The sequence below is a fragment of the Stenotrophomonas sp. P5_B8 genome (assembly GCF_054049855.1).
Genome location: NZ_JBFULO010000030.1, coordinates 1 through 20,580 on the forward strand (window position 1 = coordinate 1; position 20,580 = coordinate 20,580).

The 20,580-nt window shown below is 67.3% G+C and carries 18 protein-coding genes and 1 pseudogene; 13 read left to right on the plus strand and 6 right to left on the minus strand.

Annotated features, from left to right (window positions below; all coding sequences use genetic code 11):
* The 3 genes and pseudogenes from ACXJKH_RS03155 to ACXJKH_RS03165 form a co-directional block, all read left to right on the plus strand.
* Window positions 1–186 (plus strand): annotated as a pseudogene (locus tag ACXJKH_RS03155) (TetR/AcrR family transcriptional regulator); the annotation flags it as partial.
* Window positions 187–300: 114 nt separating this feature from the next.
* Entirely contained in the window at window positions 301–819 is a 519-nt protein-coding gene (locus ACXJKH_RS03160; RefSeq protein ID WP_457318267.1) for a c-type cytochrome, read from the plus strand.
* Between the two features lie 94 nt (window positions 820–913).
* The gene (locus tag ACXJKH_RS03165) at window positions 914–2,359 is read left to right on the plus strand and encodes an ExeM/NucH family extracellular endonuclease (RefSeq protein ID WP_457318268.1); all 1,446 of its coding nucleotides are present in this window, start codon (window positions 914–916) and stop codon (window positions 2,357–2,359) included.
* A 15-nt stretch (window positions 2,360–2,374) separates the two neighbouring features.
* Here the strand turns inward: ACXJKH_RS03165 and ACXJKH_RS03170 are convergent, their stop codons facing one another.
* The gene (locus tag ACXJKH_RS03170) at window positions 2,375–2,749 is read right to left on the minus strand and encodes a DUF3011 domain-containing protein (protein ID WP_457318269.1); all 375 of its coding nucleotides are present in this window, start codon (window positions 2,747–2,749) and stop codon (window positions 2,375–2,377) included.
* A 147-nt stretch (window positions 2,750–2,896) separates the two neighbouring features.
* Window positions 2,897–3,763 carry an EamA family transporter gene (locus tag ACXJKH_RS03175; protein ID WP_457318270.1) on the minus strand — a complete coding sequence of 289 codons (867 nt, stop codon included), beginning with the start codon at window positions 3,761–3,763 and terminating at the stop codon, window positions 2,897–2,899.
* Between the two features lie 56 nt (window positions 3,764–3,819).
* Between ACXJKH_RS03175 and ACXJKH_RS03180 the strand changes: the two genes are divergently transcribed.
* Together ACXJKH_RS03180 and zapE are read left to right on the plus strand one after the other, a co-directional pair.
* Window positions 3,820–4,494 carry an alpha/beta hydrolase gene (locus ACXJKH_RS03180; protein ID WP_457318271.1) on the plus strand — a complete coding sequence of 225 codons (675 nt, stop codon included), beginning with the start codon at window positions 3,820–3,822 and terminating at the stop codon, window positions 4,492–4,494.
* Complete coding sequence (gene zapE / locus ACXJKH_RS03185) at window positions 4,491–5,591, plus strand: cell division protein ZapE (RefSeq protein WP_256775244.1); 1,101 nt, start codon at window positions 4,491–4,493, stop codon at window positions 5,589–5,591. Before ACXJKH_RS03180 ends, zapE begins: the two co-directional genes overlap by 4 nt.
* Window positions 5,592–5,603: 12 nt before the next feature.
* Here zapE and ACXJKH_RS03190 read toward each other — a convergent pair whose 3' ends face one another.
* Entirely contained in the window at window positions 5,604–6,425 is an 822-nt protein-coding gene (locus ACXJKH_RS03190) for a DUF2884 family protein (protein ID WP_457318272.1), read from the minus strand.
* A gap of 573 nt (window positions 6,426–6,998) precedes the next feature.
* On the opposite strand from ACXJKH_RS03190, the gene ACXJKH_RS03195 reads away from it, so the two are divergent.
* From ACXJKH_RS03195 to ACXJKH_RS03215, 5 genes are all read left to right on the plus strand, one after another.
* The gene (locus ACXJKH_RS03195; protein ID WP_256775242.1) at window positions 6,999–9,410 is read left to right on the plus strand and encodes a ribonucleoside-diphosphate reductase subunit alpha; all 2,412 of its coding nucleotides are present in this window, start codon (window positions 6,999–7,001) and stop codon (window positions 9,408–9,410) included.
* A gap of 234 nt (window positions 9,411–9,644) precedes the next feature.
* Window positions 9,645–10,664, plus strand: coding sequence for a ribonucleotide-diphosphate reductase subunit beta (locus tag ACXJKH_RS03200; protein WP_256775241.1), 1,020 nt, complete (start codon window positions 9,645–9,647; stop codon window positions 10,662–10,664).
* Window positions 10,665–11,119: 455 nt separating this feature from the next.
* A complete protein-coding gene (locus ACXJKH_RS03205; protein WP_457318273.1) occupies window positions 11,120–11,533 on the plus strand; it encodes an acyl-CoA thioesterase in 414 nt (137 codons plus the stop codon).
* Between the two features lie 40 nt (window positions 11,534–11,573).
* The gene (locus tag ACXJKH_RS03210) at window positions 11,574–12,395 is read left to right on the plus strand and encodes an NAD-dependent protein deacetylase (protein ID WP_457318274.1); all 822 of its coding nucleotides are present in this window, start codon (window positions 11,574–11,576) and stop codon (window positions 12,393–12,395) included.
* 121 nt (window positions 12,396–12,516) lie between these two features.
* Window positions 12,517–13,626 carry an NADH:flavin oxidoreductase/NADH oxidase gene (locus ACXJKH_RS03215; RefSeq protein WP_256775238.1) on the plus strand — a complete coding sequence of 370 codons (1,110 nt, stop codon included), beginning with the start codon at window positions 12,517–12,519 and terminating at the stop codon, window positions 13,624–13,626.
* Between the two features lie 48 nt (window positions 13,627–13,674).
* Here the strand turns inward: ACXJKH_RS03215 and ACXJKH_RS03220 are convergent, their stop codons facing one another.
* Window positions 13,675–14,607 carry a LysR substrate-binding domain-containing protein gene (locus ACXJKH_RS03220; protein ID WP_457318275.1) on the minus strand — a complete coding sequence of 311 codons (933 nt, stop codon included), beginning with the start codon at window positions 14,605–14,607 and terminating at the stop codon, window positions 13,675–13,677.
* A gap of 180 nt (window positions 14,608–14,787) precedes the next feature.
* Between ACXJKH_RS03220 and aceE the strand changes: the two genes are divergently transcribed.
* The 3 genes from aceE (at window position 14,788) to purU (ending at window position 19,400) form a co-directional block, all read left to right on the plus strand.
* Window positions 14,788–17,460: a pyruvate dehydrogenase (acetyl-transferring), homodimeric type gene (gene aceE / locus ACXJKH_RS03225; protein WP_457318276.1), complete on the plus strand. Its 2,673-nt coding sequence runs from the start codon at window positions 14,788–14,790 to the stop codon at window positions 17,458–17,460.
* Window positions 17,461–17,569: 109 nt separating this feature from the next.
* Complete coding sequence (locus tag ACXJKH_RS03230; protein ID WP_457318277.1) at window positions 17,570–18,481, plus strand: hypothetical protein; 912 nt, start codon at window positions 17,570–17,572, stop codon at window positions 18,479–18,481.
* A 67-nt stretch (window positions 18,482–18,548) separates the two neighbouring features.
* Complete coding sequence (gene purU, locus ACXJKH_RS03235) at window positions 18,549–19,400, plus strand: formyltetrahydrofolate deformylase (protein ID WP_457318278.1); 852 nt, start codon at window positions 18,549–18,551, stop codon at window positions 19,398–19,400.
* A gap of 120 nt (window positions 19,401–19,520) precedes the next feature.
* Here purU and pncA read toward each other — a convergent pair whose 3' ends face one another.
* Window positions 19,521–20,150: a bifunctional nicotinamidase/pyrazinamidase gene (pncA, locus tag ACXJKH_RS03240; RefSeq protein WP_457318279.1), complete on the minus strand. Its 630-nt coding sequence runs from the start codon at window positions 20,148–20,150 to the stop codon at window positions 19,521–19,523.
* A gap of 57 nt (window positions 20,151–20,207) precedes the next feature.
* Window positions 20,208–20,580 (minus strand): epoxyqueuosine reductase QueH (locus tag ACXJKH_RS03245; RefSeq protein ID WP_457318280.1); only part of this gene is annotated, 373 nt, incomplete at its 5' end.

A 20,580-nucleotide genomic window follows, 5' to 3' on the forward strand; every position in this document is an offset into this window, starting at 1 on the left:
GTCGCCGACGGCATCGAGGACGGCACCTTTCCGCCGCAGGACACCCACGTGGCGGCGGCCTGCATCGTCGGTGCGTTCACCGAAGCGCTGGTCGGTCCAACCGCGCCCAGCCGCGACGCGCACGGCGACGAACACGCGCTGGTGGAGTCGATCTGTGTTTTCTGCCTGCGGGCCGCGGGCGGCTGAGCCATGCCCATGCTGCATTGCGATAGAAAGTGGCAGCTTGCAGAGCCCCGCTGACGCTGGTCATACTCGACCGACARGCCGTGGTCCAACGACTACCAGCCAGGGGTATAGAGAGTGCGGAATTACGACCTCGAGTTCCTGAAACGCTTTTCCATGGTCATCGCGCTGTTGATGGCCATCACGCTCGGCCTGATTCTGTTCGCTGCCTACCTGCACACCAGCATTCCCCCGGAAGTCTCCCCGTTGGCCGCCAAGCGCACTGAACAGCGCATTGCCCCGGCCGGCGCGGTCTATGCCGGCAGCACCGGCGCCGCCGCGCAGGCCTCGGCCAAGGCTGCGGCCCTGGCCAAGGYCGCCTCGCAGGTGGCCTACGGCGGTACCACCGACGGCAAGGTCATCTTCGACAACCTGTGCACCGCCTGCCATACCAATGGCGTGGGCAAGGCACCGACCCTGGACCACAGCCACTGGGATGCGCGCATCGCCCAGGGCAAGGACACGCTCTACAAGCACGCGGTGGAGGGCTACACCGGCCCGGACGGTGGCATCATGCCGCCCAAGGGCGGTAATCCGGCGCTGACCGAGGAGCAGATCCATGCCACGGTCGATTGGATGCTCGCCAACCTGAAATGACGGCTTTGCCGGATCAGGCCACCGACGCCGCCGAAGGGCGGCGTTTCACTTTATGTGGTTAGCCTTGTCGCACTTTCCTGGAGTCCTGCTTCCGATGCGCCGTACCCCCCTCGTGTTCGCCCTCGCGCTGGCGTTGTCCGGCGCGGTCCATGCCGCCCAGCCGCAGCCCGCCACCTCGCCGCAGGTGCGTCCGGCGCCGACCACGTCGGCCACGGTCACCCTGACCGCGCCGCCGACCGACTGGCGCACGCTGGATGGCCAGCAGGTGCGCATCGCCGCGCCGCTGACCCTGGCCGGCACCGATGGCCTGTCGCGCTTCGGTGAGCTGACCGTGGCCTTCGGTGGGCGTCTGTGGCAGCCGAGTGAAGTGGCCGCTCCCGGTACCGCGGGGCACGCGCAGGTGATGGCCGACAACCTGCATCGCCGGCTGGTGCTGGACGATGGCAGCGATGCCCGTGATCCTGGCCCGGCCGCCTACCTGCCGGCGGCCGCGAACCTGCGCACCGGCATGGTCCTGCGCAATATCGAAGGCATCGTCCGCATCGATCCCAAGGGCAACACCCGTCTGCAGGTGACCCGCCCGCTGAACCTGCCGGCGCTGGAACGCCCGGCGGTGCCGGTGGTGGCGGGCGCCCTGCACGTGGCGGCGTTCAACCTGGAGAATTTCTTCAACGGGGATGGTCAGGGCGGCGGTTACCCGACCCTGCGCGGCGCCCGTACCCTGGCCGAGCATCAGGCGCAGAAAGCCAAACTGGTGGCGACCATCAACGCCCTCGGTGCCGATGTCGCCGCGCTGATGGAACTGGAGAACGATGGTTACGGTCCGCAGTCGGCGATCGCCCAACTGGTCGATGCCCTCAACGCCGATCGAGGCGAGGGGGCCGACTGGCGTTTCATCGATGCCCGGCAGGGCCCGGGCGACAACCCGATCCGGGTCGGCATCCTCTATCGTGCTTCCCGCGTGACCCCGGTCGGGGCCCCCGCAGTGCTGGCGAAGGAGCCCTTCGGCGAGCGCAGCCGCGTGCCGCTGGCGCAGGCCTTCCGTGCGGGCAAGGGCGCGCCGTTCGTGGTCGTGGCCAATCACTTCAAATCCAAGGGCTGCTCCGACGCCACCGGCGCGGACGCTGACCAGAAGGACGGCCAGGCCTGCTGGAATGCCACCCGGGTCGCCTCGGCCACGCTGCTGGACCAGTGGCTGGCGACCGATCCCACCGGCGCGGGCACCCGCGATGCGGTGCTGCTGGGCGACTTCAACGCCTACGCGATGGAAGACCCGATCCGCACCCTGCACGCGGCCGGCTGGCGGGATGCGTTCGCCGTGGCCAAGGTTGAACGGCCTTACAGCTATGTCTACAACGGTATGACCGGCCGGTTGGACCACGCGCTGTTGAGCCCGGGCATGGCCAAGCGCCTGCGCGCCGCTGCGGAGTGGCACATCAACGCCGACGAGGCCGACGATGTCGGCTACCGCGACCGCAACGAAGCCGGCCCATGGCGCAGCTCGGACCATGATCCGCTGCTGCTGGGGTTTGATCGCTGATCCTGCATCGTCACTTCATCGCCAGTAGTGGCGTTCGATCCGGAAGGTGGCGCGGCACCCGTTGTCGACCCAAAGGTCGCTGTGGTCCTGGCCCCAGTCACGGCCGAACTCGCACGGCGAGCGCGAATCCCGGCTGATCAGGTGCACCGTGTCTTTTGCCGAAATCTGTACGTTGCAGCGTTGGAAGCGGTGGTCACTACTGTGGCAGCTCACCACCTCTGAATCCGGTCGGTCGCCCCCAACGGGATACGCGGGGGGATAGGTCGGGTAATGGGATGGTGGCGGGTAGGCCGGTGCGGTGAAATCAGGGAATCCCCCCAGGCTCGCACAGCCGCCCAAGGCCAGGCATGCCAGTGATGTCAGGAGTCGCGCAGAGGATGGTCGTGTCACAGGAGGCTTCCTGGCCAGTGGAGACCCGCGAGTCTATGTAGTGGGGTCCACGATCTGGCAGGTGCGAATGTGATCTCCGTCGGCGTATCAATCGAAACATCGCGTCGCGACTGCGCGGTTTGTTGCGTCAATGAGGCTGGTCGCTGCCTACCACGTGCCCCACGCGATCAACCCGATCGCGACCACGGCCAGCGCCAGGCCCACCCGGTTCCACACGCTGGTGCGCTCGCCGAAGCCGAGCATGCCCACCAGCGCACCCAGCACCACCACGCCGATGTTCATGCCGGCAAACACCACCGCCGGGCTGTCCGGCAGGTGCTGGTGGGCGCGCACGTAGAACAGGATGTTGCCGAAGTTGAGCAGGCCGAGCAGGGCGCCACCAACCCCGTTGCGCCATTGCAGGCGGGCGATCCCGCGCAGGTGGCGCCATAGCTGCAGGGCAAGCATCAGCACGAAGGCCAGGCAGAAGCTGGCCAGCAGCGCCGCCATCGAGGGCGTACCCGACAACGCCACCTTCTTGAGCAGGATGTCGACCAGGGCATAGCCCACCCACACTGCCAGCAGCCACGGCCAGGCCCGCCCGCCGGTGGGCTCGGCCGCACCGGCCCGCGGGCGCGCGCTGATACCCAGGATCGCCAACAGCCCCAATCCCAGCCCGGCCAGCTTCCAACCGTTGGCCGTCTCGCCGAACACCAGGAACGCGGCCAGCAGCGAAAGCAGCAGTGACAACCGCTGGGCCACATCGCTGCGCACGATCCCGGCGCGGGTCACCGCGCCGCCCATCATCAGGAAGATGGCCGGCAGCGCCACGGCCAGACAGAGCAGAGCGGCCCACGGCGCATGCGCGGTCTGCAGCGAGGCCAGCGAGGGTTGCAGCAGCACTGCGCTGAGCACGCTGGCGACCAGGTAATTCCAGGTCACCACCTGGGGCATGTCCAGCCGCCGGCGCGGCGCCAGCTTCAGCAGGACCGAGACCAGCACGCTGCAGAGAACGCTGAAAACCAGATAGTGCATGTACGGACCTGGCAGGGGCGGCGGTGAAGCACGCGGAGGGACGGTATTATGACGCCATGCACAATCCCCCATTTCCCCAAGAAAGCGGTGCGCTGACGCTGGACGGACCGGTCGGTCCGCTCGATGTCGTGGTCGATCTGCCCGAGGCCGATGTCGCCGTGCAGCCGGTGGTGGCGATCGTCTGCCACCCCCTGTCCACCGAGGGCGGCAGCATGCACAACAAGGTGGTGACCATGGCGGCGCGCGCGCTGCGCGACCTGGGCATCGCCACCGTGCGCTTCAACTTCCGCAGCGTCGGCGACTCGGCCGGCAGCTTCGACAATGGCGTGGGCGAGCAGGACGACCTCAAGGCCGTCGCCGCCTGGGTGCGTGCGCAGCGGCCGGGCCAGGCGCTATGGCTGGCCGGTTTCAGCTTCGGGGCATACGTCTCGTTGCGCGCGGCGGGCGACCTGCAGCCGACCACGCTGATCTCGATCGCGCCGCCGGCCGGGCGCTGGGACTTCGAGGGCATGCAGCCGCCGGCCCAGTGGCTGGTGGTCCAGGGCGAGGAAGACGAGATCGTCGATCCGCAGGCGGTCTATGACTGGCTGGACGGTATGGATGCACCGCACGAACTGGTGCGCATGCCCGATACCAGCCACTTCTTCCACCGCAAGATCGTCGACCTGCGCGGCGCGCTCATCCATGGCGTCAAGCAGTGGCTGCCCGACGCGGCCCCCGACGCGGCATGAGCGACACCGTGATGACCCCGTCGCAGCGCTACGCCGATGGCGTGGCCCGGGGCGAATGGCAAAACGACCCGGCCCAGCACGCCGCCCTGGCCGAGCTGGATCGCATCCATCTCGCGCTGGTCGACAGCGCCCAGGACGGCTGGCTGGACCGCCTCTCCGCATTCTGGAAGAAGCCCGAGCCGGTCAAGGGCCTGTATTTCTGGGGCGGGGTGGGACGCGGCAAGACTTTCCTGGTCGATCTGTTCTACGACGGGCTGCCGATCGAACAGAAGTACCGCACCCATTTCCATCGCTTCATGCGCGGCATCCACGAGCGCCTGCGCGAGCACCAGGGACAGAGCGATCCGCTGGCGAAGATCGCCCAGGAATGGCGCAGCAAGCTGCGCGTGCTGGTGCTGGACGAGTTCTTCGTCACCGACATCGGCGATGCAATGCTGCTGGCGCGCCTGCTCGAGCGCATGTTCGCCGAGGGCGTGACCCTGGTGACCACCTCCAATACCGCCGTGGAAAACCTGTACCTCAACGGCCTGCAGCGCGACAGCTTCCTGCCCGCCATCGGCCTGCTGCAGACCTACTGCGTGGAGCTGTACGCCGAAGGTACCGAGGACTACCGGATGCGGGCGCTGACCCGCTCGCCGGTGTACCAGGCCCCACGCGATGCCGGCAGCGATGCCTGGCTGGACACGCGCTGGGCCGAGCTCAGCGGTGGCCAGCCCGCCAAGCCGGGCAACATCGAGATCGAAAGCCGCAAGATCCCGGTACGCGGGCGCGGCAAGAGCATCGTCTGGTTCGACTTCAAGGCGCTGTGCGAAGGTCCGCGCGGGCCGTCGGACTACATCGAGATCGCGCACGAGTTCAACACCGTGCTGCTGGGCGACATTCCGCATTTCGACACACTCAACGAAGATGCCGCGCGTCGTTTCGTCAACCTGATCGACGAACTCTACGACCGCCACGTCAACCTGGTCTGCACCGCCACCGACTCCCCGGTCGCGCTGTACTCGGGCACGCGCCTGCAGGGCGCCTTCGAGCGCACCGCCTCGCGCCTGATCGAAATGCAGAGCGCCGAGTACCTGGGCACGCCGCACCGGGCGTGACCGGGCGGCGGTTTACGGTTTCGGCAGCGCCAGGGCATCGCCGCGCGGCTGCTCATGGGCGATGACCGGGGCGGCGTCCTCGTCGCGGTCCATCACCATCATCGCCAGGGCCTTGCCCTGGTAGCGCACTTCCAGCGACTGCTGCAGCGCATCCAGCGCCAGCACCTGGCTGCACAGCGACTGGGCCTGCGCCTCCAGCGCCTGGCCGCGGGCCTCCATCCGGCGGTCCAGGTCGGCCTCCATCTTCTCGGCGCGGGCTTCGATGCGGTCCGCGCCGCCGGTCAGCGTCGACCACATCACCCCGCGGGCCAGCGCGCCGGACATCGATTCGGCGGCCTGTTCGATGCGGGCCTCGAACTGTTCGCCGAACAGGTCCTGCTCCCAGATGCCACGGCCCAGCGTACGGCCCACGTAGTCGTGGGCATCCTTGCGCAAGGTTTCCACCTGGCGCGCCTTGCCGCGGCTGCCGGTCATGATCTCCACCGTGGCCCCCAATGCATCAAAGGCGATGTCCACCGACTCGCCGGCCACCCCGGCCACGGCCGGGACCAGCTGCCGGGTGCCCCACTCGAGCTGGCGCAGGCGCTGGGCATCGGCGGCACTGACCGGGATCGGCTGGCGGTCGATATTGAGCTCGCCGTCGTGGAAGAAGATCTCCGCCGGGACCCGGTCGCGGTTGCGCAGCCAGATCCCGCCACTGTCCACCAGCACGTTGTAGGGCGTGCCGACCCCGCACTGGCGCGAGGACAGCGCCGGCGGCGTGTTCTCTCCGGCCATCGCGGTGGCGGCCACGGCCAGGCTCAACAACAGACATCCGGTCACGGGCAGGCGCATGGGCATCGGGCAGGAAAGGGGCAGGGCGAGCGTGGCACCGGGCTGGACCGCCTGCGCGGGTCGGAAGTCACCCTGACCGCCGTCTGTTCGTTAGCGCCGCGTGATGCCGTCGTTCTGTTTTCGGCCTGCCTGTTTCTCACCGGACGTGGCTGTTCCGGCCTTGACTGCGCACTCGGTTTCGACAGGTCAAGACCATTCGTCGGCGCGTCCCAAATGCGAATCCTTGCGCCCCAAGGGATTGGCCAATTTCACTACATTTGGCGTTGACGACACCTGGTACCCCCACTATCTTGTGGCCGTCGGTACCGGCGACCACAAGTCGACGGGTAGTTCGCCTTCACGCCGATGGCCTGAAGACCTACTGACAACCGCACGTAAGTACAGCGTGCGGTGCCGGTCGCACCACTCCCGGGGGAGGGGACCTGTAACGCAAGGAAACCGCCACGCAGGCCCGCCTGCGCAGTCGCGGCCCTTGCGACGCCACAGGTCCACTCTGGGAGTCCGTGCACCGGTCCGGCGCCTGCCACGCAGGTGACGCTGTACGACCCCAAATCACGCCAAGAGGAAAACGCCGTGAGCACCGAAACCAGCGCAGCCACCGAGCAGGAAAGCGAGTTCCTTCTGACCTCGCCGCCCACGGCCAACGCCATGAGCGTCACCAAGCGCAACGGCACTACCGAACTGGTGGACCTGAACAAGATCGTGCGTGCGGTGCAGCGCTGCTGCGAGGGCCTGCATGCCGTGGACCCGATGCGCGTGGCCACCCGCACCATCTCCGGCCTGTACAACGGCGCCACCACCCAGGAGCTGGACGAGCTGTCCATCCGCACTGCCGCCCTGCTGATCGGTGAAGAGCCCGAGTACGGCCGCCTGGCTGCGCGCCTGCTGGCCAACTTCATCGCCAAGGAAGTGTCCGGCCAGGAAATCCACGCGTTCTCGCAGTCGGTCGGTCGTGGCCACGAAGTGGGCCTGATCAACGCGCGCCTGCTGGACTTCGTGCAGATCAACGCCCGCAAGCTCAACGACGCCATCGATCCGTCGCTGGACCTGCATTTCGATTACTTCGGCCTGCGTACCCTGTACGACCGCTACCTGCTGCGCCATCCGCATACCCGCAAGGTGATCGAGACCCCGCAGCAGTTCTTCCTGCGCATCGCCAGCGCGCTGAGTGAAGACGTGCCGGAAACCCTGGCGCTGTACAAGCGCATGGGCAACCTGGACTACCTGCCGTCCAGCCCGACCCTGTTCAACTCCGGCACCACGCATGAGCAGCTGTCCTCGTGCTTCCTGCTGGACTCGCCGCAGGATTCGCTGGAGTCGATCTACGCCAAGTACGGCGACATCGCCCAGCTGTCCAAGTTCAGCGGCGGCATCGGCGTCAGCTACAGCCGCGTGCGTTCGCGTGGCTCGCTGATCAAGTCGACCAACGGCCATTCCAACGGCATCGTGCCGTGGCTGAAGACCATGGACTCGTCCGTGGCCGCGGTGAACCAGGGCGGCAAGCGCAAGGGCGCGGCCTGTGTGTACCTGGAAACCTGGCATGCCGACATCGAGGACTTCCTCGAACTGCGTGACAACACCGGCGACGAATCGCGCCGTGCGCACAACCTGAACCTGGCCAACTGGATCCCCGACCTGTTCATGCAGCGGGTGGAGAGCGACCAGGAATGGTCGCTGTTCGATCCCAGCGTGGTGCCCGAGTTCACCGACCTGTTCGGCGAAGCCTTCGAGCAGGCCTACCTGCAGGCCGAAGCCCAGGGCAAGGCCCAGCGCACCATCTCCGCGCGCAAGCTGTACTCGCGGATGATGCGTACCCTGGCCGAGACCGGCAACGGCTGGATGACCTTCAAGGACAAGTGCAACCGCGCCAGCAACCAGACCCTGCGTCCGGGCAACGTCATCCACCTGTCCAACCTGTGCACCGAAATCCTGGAGATCACCTCGGCCGAAGAGACCGCGGTGTGCAACCTGGGCTCGATCAACCTGGGCAACCATTTCGATGCCCACGGCGAGTTCGATTTCGACAAGCTGGCCGACACCGTGCGCCTGGCCGTGCGCCAGCTCGACCGCGTCATCGACCTGAACTTCTACCCGATCGAAACCGCCCGCCGCGGCAACCTGCGCTGGCGTCCGGTCGGCCTGGGCTGCATGGGCCTGCAGGACGTGTTCTTCCGCAAGCGCCTGGCCTTCGACAGTGCCGAAGCCCGCGCGCTGTCGAAGAAGATCGCCGAAGCGATCTACTTCCACGCCCTGGAAACCTCGTGCGAACTGGCCCAGGAACGCGGCAAGCACCCGTCCTTCGCCGACACCCGTGCGGCCAGCGGCGAGCTGCAGTTCGACGCCTGGAACGTGGTGCCCGAAGACACCGCGCGCTGGGATGCCCTGCGTGAGCGCATCAAGGAACATGGCCTGCGCAACTCGCTGCTGATCGCCATCGCCCCGACCGCGACCATCGCCTCGATCGCCGGTTGCTATGAGTGCGTCGAGCCGCAGGTGTCCAACCTGTTCAAGCGCGAAACCCTGTCCGGCGACTTCCTGCAGGTCAACCGCTACCTGGTGACCGAGCTGAAGAAGCTGGGCCACTGGACACCGGAAATGCGCGATGCGATCAAGATGGCCGAAGGTTCCATCCAGGGCATCGCCCAGATCCCGGAAACCCTGCGCCACATCTACCGCACCGCCTGGGAACTGCCGATGCGGTCGCTGATCGACATGGCCGCCGACCGCGGCGCGTTCATCGACCAGTCCGCCTCGCTCAACCTGTTCATGGAAAGCCCGAACATCGGCGCGATGTCTTCCATGTACATGTACGCCTGGAAGCAGGGCATCAAGACCACCTACTACCTGCGCTCGCGCCCGGCCACCAAGATCGCCAAGACCACGATCAGCCAGGGCTCGCATGCCGCACCGGAGAAGGTGTTCACCCCGGACGAAGCCGTAGCCTGCTCGCTGGAAAACCCGGAAAGCTGCGAGGCGTGCCAATAAAAGGCGTGCCGGCCCACTGGGCCGGCAACCTTGGGTAGGTACCCACCGTTGGTGGGTACGAAAAAACGATCGACACCGCCGGGCCCAGCCCGGCTGCTTCACCGCTCCACCCCAAACACGCTGACACCGCCGGGCGTTGCCTCTGCCCGCGGTGCCGGAAGCCCGTCGCGCACACGCGCGGGTCTTTCGACGCTTCCCCGATCGGGACGCCGCCACTGAACCAAGGAAATCCCCATGGCAGACAAGCCAAACCAGATGTTGCTCGATCCAGGTTTTGAACTGACCCTGCGCCCGATGCGCTACCCACAGTTCTATGACATGTATCGCAATGCGATCAAGAACACCTGGACGGTCGAGGAAATCAATTTCCAGATCGACATCAGCGACCTGCACAGCAAGATGTCGCCGGGCGAGCGCCACCTGATCCACCGCCTGGTCGCGTTCTTCGCCACCGGCGATTCGATCGTGTCCAACAACCTGGTGCTGAACCTGTACCAGCACTTGAATGCGCCCGAAGCGCGCATGTACCTGTCGCGCCAGCTGTACGAAGAAGCGCTGCACGTGCAGTTCTACCTGACCCTGCTCGACAACTACCTGCCGGACCCGGACGAGCGCGTCAAGGCGTTCGCGGCGGTGGAGAACATCGACTCGATCAAGAAGAAGGCCGACTTCTGCTTCAAGTGGATCGACTCGATCCAGGACCTCAAGCGCATCGAAACCCGCGACGAGCGCCGCCAGTTCCTGCTCAACCAGATCTGCTTTGCCGCCTGCATCGAAGGCCTGTTCTTCTTTGCCGCCTTCGCTTACGTGTACTACTTCCGTTCGCGCGGCCTGCTCAACGGCCTGGCCTCGGGCACCAACTGGGTGTTCCGCGACGAGAGCGCGCACATGGAGTTCGCCTTCGAGTGCGTCGACGTGATCCGCGAGGAAGAGCCGGATCTGTTCGACGATGCGATGAAGCAGCAGGTGTATGACATGCTGGCCGAGGCGATCGAATGCGAAGTGCAGTTCGCCGAGGACGTGCTGTCCGGCGGCGTGGCCGGCATTTCCACCCGCGACATGCGCCAGTACCTGCAGCATTGCGCCGACAACCATTTCCACCGCCTGGGCATGGAGCGCAAGTACAACGTGCGCAACCCGCTGAGCTTCATGGAGCTGCAGGACGTGCAGGAGCTGACCAACTTCTTCGAACGCCGCTCCTCGGCCTACCAGGTGGGCGTGAAGGGCGAAGTCTCGTTCGACATGTCGTTCTGATTCCAGYGCCACACGCATCCACGAAAACCCCGGCCACGCGCCGGGGTTTTTCGTTTCCGAGCGGCGACGGTAGAGCCACCCCATGGGTGGCGGCCTCGTAATCCAGCACCGCGCGCAGCCACCCATGGGGTGGCTCTACCCGGACGCAGCCCCCGGTAGAGCCGAGCCACGCTCGGCTGCTCTTCTCCCCGTCCCCCAGATCCGTGCCCACCCAGCCAACCCGCTCTCGCATCCGCGCGCAGGCAAACCGTCCAGAGAAGGTTGGGCCCCCGTTGCAGGACCGTCATGCGCCATGGATGGCGCATGCGAGCCTACAGGACGTACTTGCGGCGTGTCCTGCAATGGGGGCCCAGCCTTCTCCACGCGATAGCAGACAAAACGCCAACAACGCGACACACCCACCCCACCCCCTGCCGTATCATCCGCGCCGACTCCCCCTCACACCGGCCATCCCCATGTCCTCCACCCCCGACCCCATCCCGCCCACTGAAATCAGCATGGCCGAGATCGTCTTCCCCAATCACACCAACCACCTCGGCACCCTGTTCGGTGGCCAGGCGCTGGCCTGGATGGACAAGGCCGCCTTCCTCGCCGCCGCCCGCTATTCGCGCCGCACCGTGGTCACCGCGCGGTCGGACCAGGTCGACTTCAAACTGCCCATCCGCATCGGCCAGATGGTCGAGACCATCGGCCGCATCGTCGAGGTCGGCCGCAGCTCGATGAAGGTGGAAGTGGAGCTGATCGCCGAAGACCTCCACACCGGCGAGCGCAAGCTCTGCACCCGCGGTCATTTCGTCATGATCGCCCTGGATGCCGACGGCCATCCCACCGCCGTGCCGCCGCTGCCCGACGCCATCCCCGGCCCGTAAGCGGATTGGGTTCGCCGCCGCGCGCCCCCACCTGATCAGCATGTCCAGCCCGCTCGCCGACTTCATCGACCGTGCCCAACGCCTGTTCGTCCTCACCGGCGCCGGCTGCAGCACCGATTCGGGCATCCCCGATTACCGCGATGCCGATGGCCAGTGGAAGCGCACCCCGCCGGTGACCTACCAGGCCTTCATGGGCGAGCTGGCCACCCRCCAGCGCTACTGGGCGCGCAGCCTGCTGGGCTGGCCGCGCTTCGGCCAGGCACACCCCAACGGCACCCATGCCGCCCTGGCCGCACTCGAAGCGCGCGGCCAGCTCGAGGTGCTGCTCACCCAGAACGTCGACCGCCTGCACCAGCGCGCCGGCAGCCAGGCGGTCATCGACCTGCACGGCAGGCTGGACCAGGTGCGCTGTATGGGCTGCGAGGCGCGCACCCCGCGCGATGCGTTCCAGCAACGCCTGCTCGACCACAACCCTGGCTGGGACCGGCTCGACGCCGCCCAGGCCCCCGACGGCGATGCCGATCTGGAGGGCGTGGATTTCAGCGCTTTCCAGGTCCCGGCCTGCCCGCAATGCGGCGGTCTCCTCAAGCCGGATGTGGTCTTTTTCGGCGAAAGCGTGCCCCGCGAGCGCGTCGCCGCCGTCCACGCCCACCTGGCCCAGGCCGATGCCGTGCTGGTGGTTGGCTCCTCGCTGATGGTCTATTCCGGCTTCCGTTTCGTCCAGGCGGCCGCCACGGCCGGCCTGCCGGTGGCCGCGCTCAACCTGGGCCGCACCCGCGCCGATGCGCTGCTCAGCCTCAAGATCGAGCAGCCCTGTGCCCCGGCCCTGGCCTTCCTGCTGCCGTCGGCGGCCAACGCCTGAGGGCCGACGGTGCCGCCCCACGTGTGCCACCGCGAAACTGTGATCCATCGACACGGTTGCCTCGCAGGCCCAGCAGGAGTGCAATAGCGTCCGGTTTTCCGCATTCGCCAGAGTCCCCCACTTGAGCCAGCTTTTCTCCCCCGTGTCCTTTGGCCCGCTGTCGCTGGCCAACCGCATCGTCATCGCGCCGATGTGCCAGTACTCCTCCACCGATGGTCTGGCCAACGACTGGCACCAGATCCACCTGGGCCAGCTGTCCCAGTCCGGCGCCGGCCTGCTGATCCTGGAGGCTACCGCCGTGCTGCCCGAAGGCCGCATCAGCTGGGCCGACCTGGGCCTGTGGAACGATGCAACCGAAGCCGCGCTCAAGCACGTGATCGACGCGGTGAAGCGCTGGTCGCCGATGCCCATCGGCGTGCAGCTGGCCCATGCCGGTCGCAAGGCGTCCTCGGCGCGACCGTGGGAAGGCGGCGGCGCGCTGCCGGCCTCCGACCCGCGCGCCTGGACCACCTACGCGCCCTCGGCCATTCCCTTCAGCCCCACCGATCCGGCCCCGCAGGCGCTGGACAGTGCCGGCATCGATGCGGTGGTGGAGGCGTTCGTGGTCGCCGCACAGCGCGCCGAACGCATCGGCTTGGACCTGATCGAACTGCATGCCGCGCACGGGTACCTGCTGCACCAGTTCCTGTCGCCGCTGAGCAACAAGCGCGAGGACGAATACGGCGGCTCGCTGCAGAACCGCATGCGCCTGCTGGTGCGCGTGTTCGATGCCGTGCGAGAGGCGGTGTCCGATCGCATCGCGGTGGGCGTGCGCATCTCGGCCAGCGATTGGGTCGCCGGCGGCTGGGATATCGAGCAGACCACCACGCTGGCGCATGTGCTGGACGGGCGCGGTTGCCAGTTCCTGCATGTCTCCAGCGGCGGCAATGATCCGCGCCAGCAGATTCCGTTGTCGCCGGGCTACCAGGTGCCGTTCGCTGAAGCGATCAAGGCGCAGAAGCTGCGCATGCCGGTGATCGCCGTCGGCCTGATCACCGATCCGGCCCAGGCCGAGTCGATTCTGCGCCACAGCCACGCCGACGCCATCGCGCTGGCCCGCGGCATCCTCTACGACCCGCGCTGGCCCTGGCATGCCGCCGCCGCACTCGGCGATTCGCTGGAACCGGCGCCGCAGTACCTGCGCTGTGAGCCGCGTGAAGCACGCGGCGTGTTCATCGCACCGCCGCGCTGATGCACCCGGCAGGCGGTGGCCAAGTGCCATCGCCTGCACACGCCGGCGTCAGCCGCCGTCGACCCGCCATTCGGCCGGCAGCCCRTCCACGATGTGCTGCATCAACGCACGCACCTTCGGGGTGAGATCGCGCCGATCGCTGACGCACAGGAACAGCCGCATCGGCTCGGGCAGCGCCTGCGCATCGCCGGCCTCGTTGCCTTCGAACAACGCCTGCAATTCACCCCGCGCCAGATACGGCGCGGCGACAAATGCCGCCAGCCGGGTGATGCCGCCGCCGGCCAGCGCCATCGCGGCCAACGCATCGATATCGTCGCTGACCAGGGCCGGGCTCACCTCCGCATCGAAACGCAGGCCATCGCGCACGAAGCCCCAGCGCAGGTGGCGGCCATCCTTGGGATGCCGGAACAACAGGCAGCGGTGCTCGCGCAGGGCTTCGGGCGTGCGCGGTACGCCGGTGCGCGCCAGGTAGGAAGGCGCCGCACAGAACACGAACGGCACCTGCGCGATCGGGCGCGCCACCAGGCCTTCCTCCAGCTGCGGCTCGATGCGGATGCTCACATCCACGTCTTCGCGCGCGTGGTCCACCGCCCGGTCGGCCAGCAGCAGCTCGATCGCCAGCCGCGGGTAGCGCGCCTTCAGCGACGGCAGCAGCGGGGCCAGCTTGTGGCGTCCGAAGGAGGTGCTGCAGGCGATGCGCAGGCGGCCTTCGGGGGTGGCGTCCAGGTCGGTCACCGCTGCCTGTGCGCGTTGCAGGTCGCGCTCGATGTAGCGCACCTGCGCCAGGTACAGCGCGCCGCGCTCGGTCAGCGCCAGCTGGCGGGTGGTGCGGTTGAACAGGCGCACGCCCAGATGCGCCTCGAGCCGCGCGATGTTCTGCCCGACCGCCGCGGCGCTGATGCCCAGGGTGCGGGCGGCCGCGGCCAGGCTGCCGGCATCGGCGGTACGGATGAAGCTGCGGATTGACTGGAGAATATTCATGCTGACCGCCATTCTCGCCTGTGATTGCAAAGTTTGTCTTTATAAAGAGCCAAGAGCGCCGCATCTACCGGCCGCCCGGACCGGCTCCTATGGTGGTGCTCCCTGCCACTCCGCGCGGCGGCCTCCCTCCCCGGTGAGTGCACGCCGGCCAGGAGTGGCTGCCTTTGCCGGAGATGGACCATGGACCCAGCGCTCGCCCCCCTCGATAGCGACCCCCAGGAAACCCAGGAATGGCGTGAAGCGCTGCAGGCGGTCACCGACGTGGCCGGGCGCCCGCGCGCGCACTACCTGATCGACCAGCTCAGCGACCTGGACGTGGCCCGCCATGGCGACCTGCATGCCCGGGCCTGGACGGCCTACGTCAACAGCATCCCGGTCGAGCGCCAGCCGGCCTATCCGGGCGACCTAGCGATCGAGCGTCGGCTCAACGCGATGATCCGCTGGAACGCGATGGTGATGGTGCTGCGCGCCGGCAAGCACTCCAACGTCGGCGGGCATATCGCCACCTACCAGTCGGCCGCGGTGTTGTACGACGTCGGCTTCGATCATTTCTTCCGCGGCCGCACCGATACCTTCGACGGCGACATGATCTACATCCAGGGCCACTCCGCCCCGGGCATCTACGGCCGCGCCTTCGTCGAGGGCCGCATCGATCCGGCGCGCATGGACAACTTCCGCCGCGAGTCCGATCGCGACGGCCTGTCCTCCTATCCGCACCCGCGGCTGATGCCCGAGTTCTGGCAGTTCCCCACCGTGTCGATGGGCCTGGGCCCGCTCACCGCGGCCTACCAGGCACGCTACATGCGCTACCTGGAATATCGCGGTCTGAAGGAGCACCAGGGCCGCAAGGTCTGGGCGTTCCTCGGCGATGGCGAAATGGACCAGCCCGAATCGCTGGCCGCCATCTCGGTGGCCGGGCGCGAGCGCCTGGACAACCTGGTGTTCGTGGTCAACTGCAACCTGCAGCGCCTGGACGGCCCGGTGCGCGGCAACGCCAAGGTCATCCAGGAACTGGAAGGCACCTTCCGCGCCGCCGGCTGGAACGTCATCAAGGTGATCTGGGGCGGCGGCTGGGACGCGCTGCTGGCCAGGGACAGCACCGGCCTGCTGCGCCAGCGCATGATGGAATGCGTGGACGGCGACTACCAGACCTTCAAGTCGCAGAGCGGCGCCTACGTGCGCGAGCATTTCTTCGGCAAGTATCCGGCGTTGCTCGACCTGGTCGCGGACATGAGCGATGACGACATCTGGGCGCTTGCCCGTGGCGGTCACGATCCGCAGAAGGTGTATGCCGCCTACGCCCAGGCCGTGGCCGGCAACGGCCGCCCGAGCGTGATCCTGGCCAAGACGGTCAAGGGCTTCGGCATGGGCGAGGCCRGCGAAGGGCAGAACATCAACCACCAGCTCAAGAAGATGAGCCTGGACGCAGTGCGCGCCTTCCGCGACCGCTTCGACCTGCCGGTCAGCGACGACCAGCTCGAAGACATGCCGTACCTGCGCCCGGTACCGGGCAGCGTGGAGGAACGCTACTTCGCCCAGCGCCGCCAGGCCCAGGGCGGCCAGTTGCCCGCGCGCCTGACCCACGTCGATCCGCTGCCGGTGCCGGCGCTGTCGGCCTTTGCCGCCCAGCTGCAGGGCAGCGGTGAGCGCGGCCAGTCCACCACCATGGGCTTCGTGCGCATCCTGGGCACCCTGCTCAAGGACCCGGCACTGGGCAAGCTGATCATCCCGATCGTGCCCGATGAATCGCGCACCTTCGGCATGGAAGGCCTGTTCCGCCAGATCGGCATCCACTCCTACCTGGGCCAGCTCTACACGCCGCAGGACGCCGGCCAGCTCAGCTATTACAAGGAAGCAAAGGACGGGCAGATCCTGCAGGAAGGCATCAACGAGTCCGGCGCGATCTGCTCCTGGATCGCCGCCGGCACCGCCTACAGCAACCATGGCCTGGCGACGATTCCGTTCTACATCTTCTACTCGATGTTCGGCCTGCAACGCGTGGGTGACCTGGCCTGGGCTGCCGCCGACGCACGCACCCGCGGGTTCCTGCTGGGTGCCACCTCCGGGCGCACCACGCTGATGGGCGAGGGCCTGCAGCACGACGACGGGCACAGCCACGTGCTGTCCTCGGTGATTCCCAGCTGCGTGTCGTTTGATCCCACCTACAACTTCGAGCTGGCGGTGATCATCCAGGACGGTCTGCGCCGCATGTACGTGGACCAGGAAGACATCTACTACTACATCACCGTGCTCAACGAGAACTACCCGCACCCGGCCATGCCCGACGGTGCCGAGGAAGGCATCCTCAAGGGCATGTACCTGCTGCATCCGGCCACCGCCGACAGCGATCCGGCGCTGCGCGTGCAGCTGATGGGCAGCGGCGCGATCCTGCGCGAGGTGGAAGCGGCCGCTGCGCTGCTGCAGCAGGATTTCGGCATTGCCAGCGACGTCTGGAGCGCCACCAGCCTGACCGAACTGCGCCGCGACGGCCTGGCCATCGAGCGCTGGAACCTGCTGCACCCGCTGCAGGAACCGCGCGTACCGTACGTGCAGCAGTGCCTGGCCGCGCACGCCGGTCCGCTGGTGGTGGCCACCGACTACATGAAGATCGTCGCCGACCAGATCCGCCCGTTCGTCGAAGGCCGCCGCTTCACCGCGCTGGGCACCGACGGCTTCGGCCGCTCGGACACGCGCGAGGCACTGCGTACGTTCTTCGAGGTGGACCGGCACTTCATCGTGCTGGCCGCGCTGAAGGCGCTGGCCGATGACGGGCGGATCGCGCGCGGGCAGCTGCAGGTGGCGATCGAGAAATACGGGATCGATGTGGAGAAGGTGGACCCGGCGGCGGTGTAGGCAGACCAATGCATTCACGCCATCGATAGCGCGACCCAAGTCTCTTCGGCACGACAGGGACACTGGCATGCTGGATGCCTGGTATCCAGCTGACAGCACGGAGGCAGTGATGAAGCGCGATCGACAGCCGGGCCCCGGCTTCGTCTTGTTCCTCGCGCTAGTGCTGTGCTGCGGGCTGCTGCCGTCGTGCGCCATCGCCCGCACCGAAGCCGGTCCCGGTAGCCTGCATGGCCGGTTGGTTGCGCTGGATGCCGATCCGGCACAGCCTGTGGCGGAGCGGGTGGCGGCCATGCGCGCCGTGTATGCGCACATCGCACCGGAGGTGATGCAGCCCGGCGACTGCGCGGCGTTGCCGGATGACCGGTTGCAGGATCTTTTCCAGTCCACCGCGCTGATCGCCTTCTACGCACGTGAACCAGCCACGTTACTGCGCCTGCAGTGCCTGTATGAGGCGCTGGTCGCGCGTGATCTCGCCGTGGATGACCACCACCGCAGCATGCGCGGCTCCCTTATCGCGTTGCAGCGCTTCGACCAGGCCAATGCACTCAACGCCCGCCTGCGGACGGCACCCACTGCGTTGCCGGTGATCCGTGGTCCTGCGCCGGCCGGCAGGCCACTGCTGCAGCTGGAGGGCATCGCCCACGTGCAGCGCGCAGCACTGGCCGAAGACGGTCTGCGCGTGGTCGCGGTGGTGCACCCACACTGTGGTTTCTCCCGCCGCGCGCTGCAGGCCATCATCACCCAGCCCGAATACGCGTGGCTGCGCGGTCACCTGCAACTTGTGGTGCCGATCGGGCAGGCATGGCCCGGCCAGGAGATGCTCGACTGGAACAGCACCCATCCGGACCTGCCCATGCAGCCGATGGTGCGCGATGCCTCATGGGAAGGGCTGGACACCGACCAGACACCTGTCTTCCATCTGCTCCGCGATGGCGAGGTCATCCACACCGTGGCCGGCTGGCCAACGGAAGGTGCCGATCTGCGCCGCATCCGCGCGGCACTGGACGCCGAGTCGCATTGAGTCCACGCGCTTGGTTGCATTTGAGAGCATCGTTCGCGTCGTGATGGTGCTCGCTTACACTCACACGATGCGCCCTGATTCCATCCTCACCCTGTCATGCCCGGACCGTACCGGGATCGTCTACCGTGTGTCCGGTCTGCTGTTCGACCTGGGCTGCAACATTCTCGATGCCCAGCAGTTTGGCGATGAGGAAAGCGGCCGCTTCTTCCTGCGTGTGCACTTCGATCGTGCCGCCACGCAGTCACTGGCCGATGTGGAAGCACGGATGGGGACGCTGGCGGCGGAGTTCCAGATGGACTGGCAACTGCACGATGCGCGCCGCCGTGCGCGGCTGCTGGTGCTGGTGAGCAAGCAGGGGCATTGCCTGAACGACCTGCTGTTCCGCGCACACAGCCGCCAGCTGCAGGTGGATATCGCTGCGGTGGCGTCCAACCATGACGACTTCGCCGCGCTGGCCGGCTCGTACGAAGTGCCGTTCCACCACCTGCCCGTCAACGCCGACAACCGCGCCGTGCAGGAGCAGCAGATCATCGATCTGGTTGAGCGCGAGCAGATCGACCTGGTGGTGCTGGCGCGCTACATGCAGATCCTGTCGCCGCGCCTGTGCCAGGCGCTGGCGGGCCGGGCGATCAACATCCACCACAGCTTCCTGCCCAGCTTCAAGGGCGCCCAGCCGTACCACCAGGCGCACGCGCGTGGGGTCAAGATCATCGGCGCCACCGCGCATTACGTCACCGAAGACCTGGATGAAGGCCCGATCATCGAACAGGACGTGGCGCGCGTGGACCACGCCATGACCCCGCGCGACCTGGTACGCCTGGGCAGCGACACCGAATCACAGGTGCTGGCCCGCGCCGTGCGCCGCCATGTGGAGCACCGCATCCTGCGCAACGGCCACCGCACGGTCGTATTCCGCTGAACCGGTAGCTACCCACCGTTTGTGGGTACGACGCTCCGGTAGTGCCGGCCGCTGGCCGGCTCTTCGCACGCTCCAAACGGTATCGGGACGCCGTTGCGGCCGGCGCCCGGAGGTCGGCCGTCAAACAACCGCGATCTTCGCCTTCGCCAACGCCTCGCGCACCATGCCGTCGTTCGCCTCGGTCACCGGCCGGGTCAGGTCCCACAGGAACTTCACCCGGAACCCGGATTTCACTGCGTCCTGTGCACTCCACAGCACGCAGTAATCGCGCGCCAGCCCGCACACATGCACCTCGCGGATACCGCGCTCATGCAGCCAGCCTGCCAGCCCGGTGGCCGGGCGCGTGCCGTCGGGTCCATGGTTCTCGCGGAAGGCACTGTACGAGTCCACCTGCTGGCGCGTGCCCTTGCGCAGGATCAGGTCGGCCACGGTCCAGTCCACGCCCGCGTGCAACGCCGCGCCGGCGCTGCCCTGCACGCAGTGATCGGGCCACAGCGTCTGCGGCTGCGCATGCAGCAGGATCGCTTCGAACGGAAGATGTCCCGGATGCTGGCTGGCAAAGGACGCATGGTCGGCCGGGTGCCAGTCCTGGGTTGCCACCACGGTGCGGTAGCGGCGCTGGGCCAGCAAGGCGGCAATCGGTGCCACCAGCGTGTCGCCCTGCTCGCAGGCCAGCGCGCCGCCGGGCATGAAGTCTGGCTGCAGGTCGATCACCAGCAGGGCCACATCGGCGGGAGGGGCGGCGGTCATGGCAGATCCAACACAACGAAAGCGGGGCAACCAGCGTGGCGGCCCCGCGCGCGCGCGTCAATCGCCCTTGGGCGCGTCGTTGTCCTGCCCGTAATACAGCAGGCCGATTTTGATGCGCTCACGGCCGTTTTCGCGGCGGTGGCGGTTGGCATCGCGCAGCGAGTACACGCAGCCGCAGTACTCCTGCTGATAGAACTGTTCGCGCTTGCTGATCTCCACCATGCGCGCAGCGCCGCCTCCCTTGCGCCAGTTGTAGTCCCAGTACTGGATGCCCGGATAATGCGCGGCGGCGCGATGGCCGCAGTCATTGATCTGGTTCATGTCCTTCCAGCGCGAGATGCCCAGCGAACTGCTGATCACCGCAAAGCCATGTTCATGCGCATGCAGCGCAGTACGCACGAAACGCATGTCGAAGCACATCGTGCAGCGG